Origin of the sequence: Nocardia arthritidis (genome assembly GCF_011801145.1) — a bacterium.
GTDB classification, from domain to species: Bacteria; Actinomycetota; Actinomycetes; order Mycobacteriales; family Mycobacteriaceae; genus Nocardia; species Nocardia arthritidis_A.
The window spans coordinates 4871668-4885622 of record NZ_CP046172.1 but is presented as its reverse complement, the minus strand read 5'-3'; the positions used below and the strand labels follow the sequence as shown (position 1 = coordinate 4885622).

Below are 13955 nucleotides of genomic sequence, written 5' to 3'. Positions count from 1 at the left end.
CCGGCATCGGCCGATGCCGAGAAAAACGCTCTGCCGTCGGCGATTCCGAGTTGGCGGCGAATCCCGTTGCCGTAGCGGCCGATACGCCGCAGGCCAGTTCCCCGCACGGCGGAGCCTGGCGGAGTTTCCGGAGGTGTGTGCGCGGGATGGCATGTGCCATTGTAGAGTTCAGTCGGGAGAGGTCCCGGCGGCCTGGGCGGGAAATATGGGGATGGGGAGAACAATCCGGTGAGCACCACCTACGATCCGTCGAACCGTGCCGGTCTGGAGCAGGCGGCCGCCTCGGGTGACGCGAAGGCGATGTACGACCTCGGCTACTTCTTGGAGACGTCGTCGCCGCGCGACCGTTCCGGGGCCCGCGAGTGGTACGAACGAGCAGCGGCGGCCGGGCATACCGCAGCGTACTTCCGGCTCGGCTATCTGCTCGACGACAGCCGGGATCAGCGGGATCACCGCACCGCGATCGGCTGGTACGAGAAGGCCGCCGAAAACGGCGACGAGGTCGCGATGTTCAATATCGGGATCATCTGCCAGTACCGGCTCGACCCGCCGGACTACCGGTCCGCGCGCCACTGGTACGAGCGGGCCGCGACCGCCGGATACGCCGACGCCTACTTCCGGTTGGCATTCGTCCTCGACCAGTGGACTACCCCACGCGATTTCGCCGGCGCACGCCACTGGTATGAGAAGGCCGCCGAAAACGGCGACGGCATCGCCATGTTCAATATCGGCTGCCTGTTCGAGGCCATGGACCCACCGGACTACGCCTCGGCGCTGCCCTGGTTCGTGAAGGCGGCCGAGGCGAACTACGACAAGGCCGATTTCACGGTGGGGAACCTGCTCGACAAGCGCATCGAGCCGCGCGATCCGATCGGAGCCCGCCGCTGGTACGAGAAGGCCGCGGCCCACGGCGACTCCCGCGCCGACTACGCGCTCGCCGAACTCGCTGAGCGAGAAGGTGATCCGATGTTCATCGTGCTGTACGAGCGCGCCGCCGCCGCGGGCAGCGCCGCCGCGATGAACTACCTCGGGCATCGGCTGTGGATGCGGCCGTCCGGGCGCAACGAGGCGGCCGCCACCGCCTGGTTCGAACGCAGCGCCGCCAACGGTTTCGAGACGGCCAAGTCGAACCTCGTGAAAATCGGTGTGGTCGCGGCGCCGGACGAATCCGCGCCCCCGCGCGGTATCCCGCCCGAGGTGGTGCGGGCGCCGGTGTCGCTGGCCACCCTCGGGTTCGCCGCGGCGGGCTCGCCGACCGGTGTGACGGCCGCCCTCGACGCGGCCATCGATGACTCGCCCTACCGGCGCAACGCTTTCCGCCTCGCCGACCTGCCCACCGACGCCGACGGCCGCCGAATTCGCAAGCGGGTCACCGAATTGGAGGCCGCCGAACGACTAGGCGCGCCCTTGGCGCTCACACCGCTGCTCCCGACGCCGTCGCAACCGGAGCCGGGCGAGGCGAAGACGGCACTGAACCAATTGCGTGAGCCCGCACAGCGATTGATCCAGGAGCTGTTCTGGATATGGCCGGGCGAGGACGGTCCGCGCCCGGGTGATCTCGCCGGTCTGGAACGGATCTGGCTGGAACGGCTGCCGCGGGCCGGCATCGCCGCGCACAACCTCGCCGTCGTGCGCCACATTCAGGCGATGGAGTCACCGCTCGGGCGCCATGCCGAAACCTGGCTCGATGCCCTGACCGCCTGGGACGCCGCCATCTGCGCCGCCGATTCATGGGAGTGGTTGCGCGCCAGGACCGAAGCCATCGGCGACAGCCGGGTCGGCACCGCCGCGCTGGCCGAACTGCGCGCCGCCCTACCCGCCGCGCTGCTGCGTCTGCACACCGACCTGCTGGTCCGCGCGGCCGTCGCCGGTGACCGCCCGGCCGCCGACCTGCACACCGACGTGCTCACCCGGTTCGCCGAGCAGATCGCGGGCCGCCCGAGCAGCTTCGACCCGGCCGCCGTCGACAGCGCGCGTGACCTCGCGGTCCGAAAACTGGCCGCGCACACCCGAACACTCGCCGACGACGCGTCCCGGGCCGTCCAGAAGGATCCCAAGGACGCGGGTGCGGTGGCCGGCCGACTGCTCGACAACGCCAAGCTCCCGCTGCTGATCATCGATAGGCTGCAGCCCGCCACCGATCCGATCGGCAGCGGCGCCCACGACGACCTGGTTCGCACGGCGATCTCCTGCGATATCGCCCAGTTCAACGAAACACGTTCGGTACCTACGAGTTTGAACATCCTCGAACGCCTCGCCCCGCTTGCCACCACCCGCTCGATCCTGGACCGGCTCGCCGCCGAATGGGCGGCCACCTCCAGCGCGAACGTCGCGCACCAGTGCACCCTCGCTCGGGAGAAGACCGCCAACGCTCCCAAGCAAGGCGCCCAGGTGGCCCGCGACCTGCTCGCCGACACCCAGGAACCGCTGGCGCGCATGCGCTCGGCGCCCCAGCCGAACACCGAGGCCGTCGACGCGGCCCACGACCGGATCGCCACCACCGTAATCCATTGCGTGGTGGGATATTTCAACGAAACCGGCGACCTGGACGCCACCGTGGAACTGATGGATCGGATCCGGCCGACGGTACGGGGTAAGGACGCGCTGGACTACCTGCGCGAACAGGACACCGTGCTCACCCGCATCCGAGCCGAGCGGGAACAGGCCGAACGACTCCGCACCTTCTGCTGGTTCTGTGGGCGACAGCCGGGAGCCGACCCGGCGAAATACCGTGTCGGCCTGCACAACAACGTCACCCGCCGCGGAAACACCACGCGCTGGCAGTCGTTGCACATCGACGTGCCGCGCTGCGAGCAGTGCCGCATCGAGCACGCGCCGGGTGCGCGGCTGCGCGGATTCGGCGGGTTCCTCGGCTTCATCGGATTCCTCGCCGCGTTCATCGGCGGTATCGCCGCACTCGGCGCCAGCCACCCGCCGGGGGCGATCGGCGCCGCGGTCCTCGGCGTCGCGGCGATCCTCATCGGTGTCGCGATGTCGAAGTCGCAGACCGCGACCGAGGCGCCCAATCGCGCCTTCGAATATCCACGCGTCCAACAACTGCTGGCCGAGGGCTGGCGCAAAGGCGAGCGGCCGTAGCGGCCGCCGGTAACGGGGAGAATGCATGCAAGACAAGGATTTCCGCCCACTGCTGGTGGATCTGGCCACCGGCGTTTGGCGGCTGCGGGACAAACTCGGCGCCGACCATCACGCCGAGGATCCCGGCAAGCTGCTGAAATCCATTACCCGGCAGGTGAACTCGCTCAGCGACGCGCTGGCCGACGCCGGTGTCGTCGTGCAGACGCACACCGGTGACCGATTCGACGCCGGACAGTCGGTGGAGGTGGTCGCCTTCGCACCCTCGGCGGCGGTGACCCACGAGACGGTCACCGAGACCATCACGCCGACCGTGTATATCGACGGTCACCTCTCCCAGCGCGGCCAGATCATCGTCGCCGTTCCGGAAAACGGTGCGGCGCAGACCGATTCGGAGGCGCAGCGATGAGCCGCACGACCGTCGACTTCGGCATCGATCTCGGCACCACCAACAGCGCCGTCGCCGTGCTACGCGGTGTCGACGCGGAGGTGATCAAGAACAACGAGGACGCCGACACCACGCCGTCCGCCGTCTGGATCGACAAGCGGGACAAGCTGCGCGTCGGCCGGGCCGCGAAGGAGCGCGCCGAATCCGACCCGGACAACACCGCCGCGGAATTCAAGCTGCGCATGGGAACCGCCCAGGAGAAGGTGCGATTCGCGGCCAGCGGCCGGGAACTCACCCCACCCCAGCTCTCGGCCGAGGTACTGAAATCGCTGCGCGCCGATGTCGCGCAGCGGCTCGGTGAGGATATCGAGGCGGCCGTCGTCACGGTTCCCGCAGCATTCGATATGAGTTCCTGCGAGGCGACGCGGGTCGCGGCCGAGGCGGCCGGGCTGCGGTTCGCCCCGCTGCTGCAGGAGCCGACCGCCGCGGCGCTGGCCTACGGCTTCCAGTCCGCGGACGAGAACGCCCGCTGGCTGGTGTATGACCTCGGCGGCGGCACCTTCGACGCCGCGGTGATCCAGTTGCGTGACGGCGAGTTCACCGTGCTGAACCACCGCGGCGATAATCATTTGGGCGGCAAGCAGATCGACTGGCGCATCGTCGAGGAGCTGCTGATCCCCGCGGTGCGTGCGGAATTCGGGCTCACCGATCTGGCCCGCGGCGCCGCGCGCTGGCGGCCGGTGGTGAACAAGCTGAAGCTGCACGCGGAGAAGGCGAAGATCGCGCTGTCGCGCGGCACGTCCGCCGATATCGAGATCGACCTCGACGACGGCGCCGGGCGGCGCTTCGAGTTCTACTACGAACTGCGCCGCGAAGATGTCCAGCGGCTGGCCGAACCGTTCCTGACCCGGTCGGTGAACCTGTGCCGCAAGGCGCTCGAGGAGGCGCGGCTGGGGGCAGGCGATATCGCCAAACTGATCCTGGTGGGCGGACCGACCCTGTCGCCGTATCTGCGGGAACATCTCACCCATCCCGAGCACGGACTCGGCATCCCGCTGGATTTCAGCCAGGACCCGCTGACCGTCGTCGCCCGCGGTGCGGCGATCTTCGCTGGGACACAACGGATTCCGGGCGGGGCGGCACCGGTGGCCGCACCGGGCGGATTCACCGTCCAGCTGGAGTACTCCCCCGTCGGCCCCGATACCGAACCGCTGATCATCGGCCGCATCGCCGCCGCCGACGGCACCGTACCGGCCGGGCTCACAGTGGAATTGGTGAATTCGACATCGCGGCCACCGTGGCGCGGCGGCAAGGTCGCCGTCGCCGAGACCGGCGTATTCAGCACCACGCTGTGGGCGCAGGCCGGGGCCGCGAATACCTTCGAGATCGAACTCGCCGACGCCAGCGGCACCCGCCGCGAACTCACGCCGAACACGCTGACCTACACCGTCGGCGCGGTGGAAACTCAACCGCCGCTGATCCATTCGCTCAATGTCGGCCTCGCGGACAACACGACCGTCCGGCTGATCGAGCGCGGCACCCCGCTGCCCGCTCGCGCACGCAAGCGGCTGCGCACCGCCGCACCCGTGCATCGCGGTGGCGGGCGCACCGGCCTCATCCGGATTCCGGTGTTGGAGGGTGAACACGCTCGGGGCGACCGCAATCGCACGATCGGCCGCCTCGACATCACCGCCGATCAAGTCGAGCGCAGCATCCCGGAGGGCAGCGAGATCGAGGTGACGCTCGAGATCGACGCGTCCCGAATCATGGTGGCGCGCGCCTACATTCCGTATCTGGACGCCGAATTCGAGAACGTCATCGATCTGCACACCGAAACCCTGCCCGACGCCGCCGTCCTGCGCCGCGAGACCGAGCAGGAATTGGAGCGACTGGCCACGGTCCGGCAGCGGCACCGCGATATCGGCAACCCGACCTCGGAGCTGCTGCTGGCCCGCATCGACGACGAGCAGACCGCCACCGACACCCAGCAACTGGTCGAGGCCGCCGCGGCCGATCCCGACGCCGCCGTCGCCGCGCAGCAGCGCTTGCGTGACCTGCGGGCCGCGATCGATGAGGCCGAAGACGAGCTGCTGTGGCCGAGCCTGGTGGTCCGGGCCAAAGAACTGCTCGCCTACGTCCGCCGCGCCGTCGACGAGGTGCGCGACGAGATCTACCGCAGACAGTTCGACAACCTCGAGGTCGCGGTGCGCGACGCGATCGAGAGCCGGGCGCCGGATCTGCTGCGCCAGCGCACCGCGGAGCTGAGCCTGCTGTGGCGCCAAATCCTCGACCACACCGGCGAACTGCCCATCCTCATCTTCGAAAGCCTGGCCAGAGACCGCAACCAAATGATCGACCTCCGGCAAGCGGACGATCTGATCGAACAGGGCAACACCGCGGTCCGAGCCGGCGAGGTCACCCGCCTGCGCATGATCAACGCCAGACTGCGCCAACTGTTCGCCGAACCACCCGCCGAGCCCGACCCCTTCAGCACAATCCGCGGCGCCTGACCATTGAATGATGGAGCCATGGTGGAATCCTGGATCACCCCGAAAGCGGTCAAGGGTGCGGACAGCACCATCTCCGGCCGGGGCCTCGTCGCCGTCGCACCGATCGCCGCGGGCGAGACCGTCGCGGTGAAGGGCGGCCATATCGTCACCACCGACGATCTGCGCCGACTGCCGAATCACCTGCAGAATTCGGAGATTCAGATCGACGACAACCTGCACCTCGTCGCGAAGACCGATGACGAATACGAACGCGTGATGCTCTTCATCAACCACTCCTGCGAGCCCAACGTCGGGTTCGCCGGAAATATTCTGCTGGTCGCCATGCGGGATATCGCCCGGGGCGAGGAGCTGACCACGGACTATGCGCTGTTCGACGACTACGACGGTTCGATGGACTGCTCCTGCGGGCGTTCGACATGCCGCCGGGTGATCGACGGCCGCGACTGGCAGCGGCCCGATCTGCAGGCCAAGTACCGCGGTTACTTCTCTCGGTATCTTGCCCGCCGCATCGGCTGATCGGCTCCGGAAAAAAATTCCGCGAATTTTGTGTCGGCGATGTCGAGAACGGTCGGGCGGCTCCGTCCCAGGAGTACGAGCGGCCGAACGGGCCTCGACGATATGAAGGAGCCATCATGGGACCGAATGAGATCAACGCGATCCTGAATCTGCCGATCAGCCGGGAACTGCTGAACCGTGACCTGCTGCGGATGGCGTATGTCGCCAAGGACGGCACGCCGCGCAACGTTCCGGTCGGCTTCGTCTGGAACGGTTCGCAGATCGTGGTGTGCACCTCGAAGAACGCGCCGAAACTGCCTTCGCTGCGGCGTAATCCGATGGTGGCGTTGACGATCGACACCGAGGTGCATCCGCCGAAGATCCTGCTCATCCGCGGCCGGGCGGAGTTGGACGTGGTCGACGGCATTCCGGAGGAGTACCTGCAGATGAGTGGCAGCGGCTATGAGATGACGCCCGAGCAGCGCGTCGTGTGGGAGGCCGAGGTTCGTTCGCTCTACGACGGCATGGTCCGCATCGTCATCACCCCGACCTGGGCCAAACTCATCGACTTCGACACCACCCTCCCCACCGCGGTCGAAGAGCTGATGCGGCAGCGAGCCGAACGCGAAAACGCCTGAGCTCCACCCGTTCAGCCGGAAAAACCACTGGCCGCCTGGATTTGCTGACCGTATGCTCCTTCGGTTCGAGGTGAGGTATGGGAGGAGAACGGCGCGGTGGTCATTCCCGAGAAGGCGTGGCAGAGGTTGACTGCACGGATCGCGGGTCGGCTGGTGCGACCCGGGGATCCCGGTTACGACGACGCGCGTGCCCTGCAGATCCGGGAATTCGACACGGTCCGGCCCGCCGCGGTGGCCTACTGCGTGACCGTGGACGATGTCCGCGAGACGGTGCTCTTCGCCCGGACGCACGCGCTTCCCGTGGCCGCGCGATCCGGCGGGCACAGTTGCGCCGGGCACTCCACCACCGAAGGGCTGGTCATCGATGTCAGTGGGATCGCCGGAGTCCGGCGCGAACAGACGCTGATCCGCGCCGGAGCGGGAATTCAGACCATCGATCTGCTCGAGGAAACCGCGCCCGGCGGGTGGGTGGTTCCCGCCGGTACCTGCGCCACCGTCGGATTGGCCGGGCTGACGCTCGGCGGCGGAATCGGAATCGCGACCCGCAAATACGGGCTGACCTGCGATCGGGTGCGCGAGATACAGGTGGTGCTCGCCGACGGCAGCGTGCTGACCTGTGACGACGAGCGGCACCCCGACCTGTTCTGGGCGCTGCGCGGTTGCGGCGGCGGCAACCTGGGCATCGTCACCGAACTGGTGCTGGAGGCGGTCCCGGCGACCCCCGTCACCAGTTACAGCCTGAGCTGGGACTGGTCCGCCGCCCCGCAGGTATGGGCCGCGTGGCAGGAATGGGCGCCGCACGCACCCGACGACCTCGCGTCGAATGTCCGCTTCGCCCTGGAGCATCCGGAAGCCGGAGGGCAGCCGCAGGTGCTGGTCTTGGGGGCGTGGCTCGGCGATCCAAGCGAACTACCCGCGCTGCTGGACGATCTGCGGCGGCGCGTCGACCGCGAACCGGAAGCGGGTTTCCGGCACACCGGTTCGTACTACGACACGCTGCGCACGTGGATGGGATGCGCGGAACTCACTCGCGCGCAGGCACATCGAGTCGGCACCAATCCCGAGGCGAGGCTGCCGCGCGATGGATGGCACAGGGAGCGCGGGCATTTCGTCCCCGAACCGATCCCCGCCGAAGGCATCGAACAAATCCTCGCCGCGTTCGCCGACGGACGCGCCGGAGATCAGATTCGCGCCCTCGAATTGGGCGCGATGGGCGGGGCATGCAATCGAATCCCCTCCGACGCAACCGCTTTCGTGCACCGCGACCATCTGTATTATGCCGGTCTGGTGGTGGAGGCGCACGGCGAGATCACCGACGAACTGCGCGCCAACGGCTCCGCCTGGATCGACACCTGCCACCCGGTCCTGCGCCGCTGGTCCTCGCCATACACCTACCAGAACCTGCCGGACCCGGCACTGATCGACTGGCGCACAGCGTATTACGGCACGAACTACCCCCGACTGGCCGAGATCGCTCACCGCTACGACCCCGACGGCTTCTTCCGCCACCCGCAGTCGATCAGCGCACGGTGACCGAGGCGTTCGCACGAATCCGCCATCGTTCCACCTCGCTGTGGCCTCAGTATGACGATCCCGACGGGCTGCGGTGCGAATTCTGGTGCCGCTGCCCCGTGCGGTTCAAGACGGTCCGGTGGATTGATGTCGCGAGTCACCATCAACGTCTCAGCGTCGCTGCAGAATTCGAGCCGCGGCGGCTCGCCGGTTGTCGTCATCCTCTGTGGGATCGTCGGCCATCCGGCCGATGCGCTCACAGACCTCGGGAGCCGACATGTCCGCGTGCGCGACGGCGAATTCCCGCGTCTCGGATTCGCAGTCGTCGAGGCATTCGACTGCCCGACCTTCGGCGAAATCCGGTGCCAGGCGGCTCAACGTCATCGCGCACTGTTTGCGGAGAACCGAGTAGACGGTGTTGTCGAAGATCCCTTCGACCGTCGCGAGGCCGGCGACATGATCCAGGCGGCCGAGCGCGGCGACGAGGTCGTATTGCTGGTAGAGGTAGTCGTTGCCACGAGCTACGGCCTCGGTCAGGAGCTCGAGCAGCCAAGGAGCGTCTGACGTTTCGGCAACGTCAGCGAACAGACGCAAGGCAGCCCACGCCACGGCGCCGTCGAGGGCGGCGTTCGCCCGCGCCCAAGTCAGTGCGTGCGGTGAACGTAGTTTCTTCAGACATCTGCGCACCGCGATCCGAATGACGCTCGGAGATTCCTGGAGCAGGTCCGGTGCGATGGCTAAAAGCGTTGTCTCCCAGCGTTCCTCGGTCAACTCCGACGCCGATGCCGCGGTGATGAGGTCGGACTCGATCGCGGCTCGCAGCACCCTTTCGCGTGCTGCGGCCTCCCGTGCGGCGCGATCGAACACTGGTCGTTCACGCGCTGCCCGCGTCTGCTCGGCCACTGCGATGACCCGTTCGATGCGCGCGCTCGCACCCCGCCAGTCCGGCCAAGGCGGCCTGGACAAATCGAACCAACGGTACGAAGTGAGCGCCGACTCCAGCTGCTCGTCGTCGGCCACCTCCAGTACTTCGTCGAGCAATCCCTCGGCCTCGGGATGATCGATGAACGGAATCAGTGCGTCCAGCGCCTGGTCGAGGTCACGCCCCGATCGCAGGTAGTGCCGCAGCTCGGTGACAGCGCCATCGACACCGCGACGGGCAAGCAGCCCGAGAACGCCTGTGGCGAGCCAGGCGTCGGCGTCTCCGTACGGGTCCGCCGGGCCGCTGTATGCCGCGCACAACCGGGAAAGATCGACCCCCAGGTCGGCGACGAGAGTCGCGTACAGCCAACCCCTTTGCTCGACCTGACGGTCCCATCGAGGATCGCGAACGATGCAGTCGACCACGAACTGGCCTGCCACCGCAGGCTGCGCCCGCGCGTCGCGCAGGCAGGCTCCGCGCCCGCGCTGGATCATCCCGAGCAACGTACTCGGCTCCGCCCACGACGATTCGCCGGACTCCGGGTCGTCCGTATCGTCGTCACCCTCGTCCATAGACATGACGCGACCTTAGAGTCGCCGAGCCCGGACAGTCACCCGATTTTCCCAGTCAGTCCACAACCCCAAATCCTTGCCGGACAGCATCTTCCCGAAGGCACGGACTTGCCGCCTATCGAGCGCTTATTCCTGGTCGATGAAGGCCGTGCCGGGCACTCGGTCGTGCACGGGCGCGCCGTCGGCGATGGCGTCGCGGAACAGGGGCTGCCAGAAGGTTCGACGCGCCAGTTCCGGATCTATGCGAACATATGTTCGTGTCCGGAGGCGGAGAGGGTGTGCGAGAGCGGATAGTCGCGCGCTCGGATGCCTCGATCCTGCATGCGGATCTGGATTCGTTCTATGCGTCGGTGGAGCAGCGGGACGATCCGCGGTTGCGCGGGAAACCGGTGATCGTCGGCGGCGGGGTGGTGTTGGCGGCCAGTTATGAGGCGAAGGCGTTCGGGGTGCGGACGCCGATGAACGGCGGGCAGGCGCGGCGGCTGTGCCCGCAGGCGATCGTGGTGCGCCCGCGCATGTCGGCCTATGCGGAGGCGAGCCGGGCGGTATTCGAAATATTCCGGGACACAACGCCTTTGGTGGAGGGCATCTCGATCGACGAGGCCTTCCTCGATGTGCGCGGGCTGCGTCGCATCGCGGGCGAGCCCGAGGCCATCGCGCATCGGCTGCGCGCCAGGATCCGCCGCGAGGTGGGGCTGCCGATCTCGGTCGGCATCGCCCGCAACAAATTCCTCGCCAAGGTGGCCAGCGCGGTCGCCAAACCCGACGGGCTGCGCCTGGTCGAACCCGACCGCGAACTCGACTTCCTGCATCCGCTGCCGGTCGAAAGGCTTTGGGGCGTAGGCGATGTCACCGCCCGCACGCTGCACGAACACGGCATCACCCGGGTGGGTCAGCTCGCCGAACTCGGCGAGGGGCCGCTGCGCGGCATCCTCGGTCCGGCCGCGGCACGGCATCTGCACGCACTGTCCTGGGCCAGGGATCCGCGCCGGGTGGAGACCGGACGCCGCCGCCGCTCCATCGGCGCCCAGCGCGCGCTCGGCACCCGCTACCGCCCGCCCGACGAGATCGAGGCCTACCTGCACGGGCTCGTCGACCGGCTCGGCCGCCGCCTGCGCGCCGCCGACCGAGTGTGCCGAACGGTGGTGCTGCGCTTGCGTTTCGACGATTTCGCCCGCGCCACCCGCTCACATACCCTGCCCGCCGCCACCGATGACACCGCCGCCCTGCTGCATGCCGCCCTGCTGCTGCTCGCCGCGGCCATGCCGCTCATCCAGGAACGCGGAATAACCCTCATCGGCCTCGCGCTGACCAACCTCGACGATGCCGACCACATCCAACTCACCCTCCCGTTCACCCCGCGCGCCACCAACACCCTCGACGCCACCCTGGACAGCCTCCGGGAGCGCTTCGGTTCCGGCGCGGTCACCCGCGCGGCGCTGCTCGGCCGCGGCGAGGGACTTTCGGTGCCGCTGCTGCCCGATTGAATCGAGGGCATAAACCACCCGGACGACTGCCCAGGTCCCCGCTTTCCCGATAATGCCTCGATTCGCTGTATTTCGGACGACGCGCTCGCCAGACTTTTATCCATCGGGTTCGATCAGTGCGAACCTCGGGTGGGAACAAGAAGGTGTTTTTCATGGCCACGGTCAATCCATTCGAAAGCGACGAAGTCAAGGGCGATGTGTGGGAGCAGGGATTGCTCGCGGGTTTCCGGTTACCCGACGAAGAACATCTCCCACCGTATTCACCGGAATTGCTGGATATCTACCAGTAGGGCGTCGCGACCGGACGCGCCGAACGCATCGCCCTGCCGGCCGACCGGGGTGGAGAGAAATCCGATGAATCCGAATTCCCGTTCTTGGCCACCGAATTCGGGCTACATGCCGCGGGACATGTTGTTCTGCACGATATTTTCGGCAAGGTCGGCGGTCTGATCGCCTTGGTCGCATCGGTGGTGCAGATACCGAGCGACACCATGCTCACGCCGCTGGAACCGGATTGGGAAGGCCCCGTCGACCAACCGAACGACAAATATCTGGCGATGTGCCCGCGCGCGGACCACCCGATGCTGGAGGTCGGTGCGACCCAGGACGGCTACTGGAGCGGACCCGAACGCGACCGCTACGCCGACGCCATCAACGACTGGCGCGGCCACGAACACCTCGAAACCCTGGTGTGCCGAGTGGGTTTGACTTCCAACGTGTGCGGACCGGTCTGGCCCGGCTCCGGATCCAATTGAGAGCGCGTCATGGTCACCAGTCGCGAAATTCCCTTCGTACACGGCATGGATTTCACGGTCGGCGTCGATTCCGCGAGCGGGTCGGCCCGCAACGCGGCGGCCACCGGCACCCCGAGCACGGTGCCCAACGCGGGCGGATCGACCATCTCATTTCATATGGAGCAGGTGGAGACGGTCGAGGATCTGCTGAACTCGGTCGGTGTCTCGGCCAAGGCCAGCGGAGGCATCGGATTGTTCTCGGCCTCGGCCCGATTCGATTTCGCACAGAGCTGCAAGGTGCATTCCAGTTCGGTGTTCCTGATCGTCGCGGTGCAGGTCACCGAGGCGTTCCAGAGCGTGCTCAGCCCCGGTATCAAACCCGAGGCGGCGGCGCTGCTCGCCAACGGCGACACCGATCGGTTCCGGGAGGAGTTCGGCGACCTGTTCGTTCGCGGAATCCTTTCCGGCGGACAGTTTTTCGGGGTCGTCGAGGTCGCGACCCGCGACCAGACGGATGCCAAGAAGATCGCCGCGGGCCTGTCGGCCAGCTATGCGGCGTTCAGCGCCTCGGGCACCTTCGACAAAACCTTCACCGATACGGTGAGCAGCCATCGCACCAAGGTCACCTGTTTCGTCGAGGGCGGACAGAATCTCGAACTGCCGACCGGGGTCGACACGATGACCAAACGCGCGGTCGGCTTCCCGAAGGAACTAGAGGGCCACGCCGTTCCCTATCTGGCGCTGCTCGACGATTACGGTGTGCTGCCGCTGCCGAAGGGACCGAACTTCGCCGATCTGCAACATCAACAGGATGTGCTCACCGAATGCGCACGGCTGCGCAACCTGCATCAGCAGTGGCTCAACGACCTCGATTACATCGACGGCAATCCGGGTGAATTCATCGACCCGGATCCCGCCGCGCTCGATCAGTTGCGCAACGATATCGACGCCGATATGAACGCCATCGCCGCCGCGGCGTCACAGGCGATCGATACCCCGAAGAATGCGCAGTTCCCGACGAACCTGAAGGTGACCGCGCCGCGGCTGCCGCAGCGGATTCAGAGCACGGGCCCGGTGACCGGCGGCCTCGGCATCTTCGCCGGACCGAATTCCACGGCACTGTTCCCCCGGATCCTGCGCGATATCCCGGACCACTGCCAGATCACCACCACGCTGACGGTGCACTATCCGGAACCGGCGATCAGCGCGCAACGGCACGCCGGAATCGCGATTCTCACCCCGAGCCTCAACAGATACAAGGCGATCTCCAAGTGCATCGACGCCACCGGAAAACATGTCGTCCAGCTGCTCGGCACCCTGGACGGCACCGCGCCAACGGTTGATTTCCCGAAACCGTTCGACGCCGACACCATTCATCTACAGATGGTCGTCCATGGCACTGGCTCGGTATTGCTCAGGTTCAGCACCGACGGGGTGACATTCCAGCCCATCATCAAGATCATCGGAAAGGCGAACGCACCACATCCACCGATCGAACTCGCCCTGTTCGCCTTCTCCGGCGACGACGTCGCATTCACCGCCACCTTCACCGAACCCGAAATAGTCCAGTTGCCACCACCTTCCGCGTGATCCGCGGCCGGTCG

11 protein-coding genes are annotated in these 13955 nt (G+C 67.1%); 10 read left to right on the top strand and 1 reads right to left on the bottom strand.

The features are described from left to right. Nucleotides 1–228 precede the first annotated feature (228 nt). From F5544_RS22095 to F5544_RS22070, 6 genes are all read left to right on the top strand, one after another. A complete protein-coding gene (locus F5544_RS22095; RefSeq protein ID WP_167474955.1) occupies nt 229–3096 on the top strand; it encodes a tetratricopeptide repeat protein in 2868 nt (955 codons plus the stop codon). Between the two features lie 25 nt (nt 3097–3121). After that, nucleotides 3122–3502 (top strand): hypothetical protein, encoded by a 381-nt coding sequence (locus F5544_RS22090; protein WP_167474954.1) that lies wholly within the window; start codon nt 3122–3124, stop codon nt 3500–3502. Then, entirely contained in the window at nt 3499–5991 is a 2493-nt protein-coding gene (locus F5544_RS22085) for an Hsp70 family protein (RefSeq protein WP_167474953.1), read from the top strand. Before F5544_RS22090 ends, F5544_RS22085 begins: the two co-directional genes overlap by 4 nt. Nucleotides 5992–6009: 18 nt before the next feature. After that, nucleotides 6010–6507, top strand: coding sequence for an SET domain-containing protein (locus F5544_RS22080; protein WP_167474952.1), 498 nt, complete (start codon nt 6010–6012; stop codon nt 6505–6507). A gap of 116 nt (nt 6508–6623) precedes the next feature. Next, on the top strand, nt 6624–7124 hold the full coding sequence (locus F5544_RS22075; protein ID WP_167474951.1) for a pyridoxamine 5'-phosphate oxidase family protein: 501 nt from the start codon (nt 6624–6626) through the stop codon (nt 7122–7124). A 96-nt stretch (nt 7125–7220) separates the two neighbouring features. Next, nucleotides 7221–8657 (top strand): FAD-binding oxidoreductase, encoded by a 1437-nt coding sequence (locus tag F5544_RS22070; RefSeq protein WP_167474950.1) that lies wholly within the window; start codon nt 7221–7223, stop codon nt 8655–8657. Nucleotides 8658–8807: 150 nt separating this feature from the next. On the opposite strand, the gene F5544_RS22065 is transcribed toward F5544_RS22070, so the two are convergent. Further along, entirely contained in the window at nt 8808–10136 is a 1329-nt protein-coding gene (locus F5544_RS22065; protein ID WP_167474949.1) for a hypothetical protein, read from the bottom strand. Nucleotides 10137–10381: 245 nt separating this feature from the next. Here F5544_RS22065 and dinB point away from each other — a divergent pair, with 245 nt between their 5' ends. The 4 genes from dinB (at nt 10382) to F5544_RS22045 (ending at nt 13941) form a co-directional block, all read left to right on the top strand. Beyond that, the gene (gene dinB, locus F5544_RS22060) at nt 10382–11617 is read left to right on the top strand and encodes a DNA polymerase IV (RefSeq protein ID WP_167474948.1); all 1236 of its coding nucleotides are present in this window, start codon (nt 10382–10384) and stop codon (nt 11615–11617) included. A 152-nt stretch (nt 11618–11769) separates the two neighbouring features. Continuing rightward, a complete protein-coding gene (locus F5544_RS22055; RefSeq protein WP_167474947.1) occupies nt 11770–11907 on the top strand; it encodes a hypothetical protein in 138 nt (45 codons plus the stop codon). An 84-nt stretch (nt 11908–11991) separates the two neighbouring features. Next, a complete protein-coding gene (locus F5544_RS22050) occupies nt 11992–12372 on the top strand; it encodes a hypothetical protein (protein ID WP_167474946.1) in 381 nt (126 codons plus the stop codon). Between the two features lie 9 nt (nt 12373–12381). Further along, complete coding sequence (locus F5544_RS22045) at nt 12382–13941, top strand: hypothetical protein (protein ID WP_167474945.1); 1560 nt, start codon at nt 12382–12384, stop codon at nt 13939–13941. Nucleotides 13942–13955 lie beyond the last annotated feature (14 nt).

What these genes read in the sequence shown, in the direction of transcription:
- dinB (WP_167474948.1), top strand. Translation starts at nt 10,382, where the DNA reads ATGTTCGTGTCCGGAGGCGGAGAGGGTGTGCGAGAGCGGATAGTCGCG.
- F5544_RS22090 (WP_167474954.1), top strand. Translation starts at nt 3,122, where the DNA reads ATGCAAGACAAGGATTTCCGCCCACTGCTGGTGGATCTGGCCACCGGC.
- F5544_RS22045 (WP_167474945.1), top strand. Translation starts at nt 12,382, where the DNA reads ATGGTCACCAGTCGCGAAATTCCCTTCGTACACGGCATGGATTTCACG.
- F5544_RS22055 (WP_167474947.1), top strand. Translation starts at nt 11,770, where the DNA reads ATGGCCACGGTCAATCCATTCGAAAGCGACGAAGTCAAGGGCGATGTG.
- F5544_RS22065 (WP_167474949.1), bottom strand. Translation starts at nt 10,136, where the DNA reads ATGTCTATGGACGAGGGTGACGACGATACGGACGACCCGGAGTCCGGC.
- F5544_RS22085 (WP_167474953.1), top strand. Translation starts at nt 3,499, where the DNA reads ATGAGCCGCACGACCGTCGACTTCGGCATCGATCTCGGCACCACCAAC.
- F5544_RS22080 (WP_167474952.1), top strand. Translation starts at nt 6,010, where the DNA reads ATGGTGGAATCCTGGATCACCCCGAAAGCGGTCAAGGGTGCGGACAGC.
- F5544_RS22075 (WP_167474951.1), top strand. Translation starts at nt 6,624, where the DNA reads ATGGGACCGAATGAGATCAACGCGATCCTGAATCTGCCGATCAGCCGG.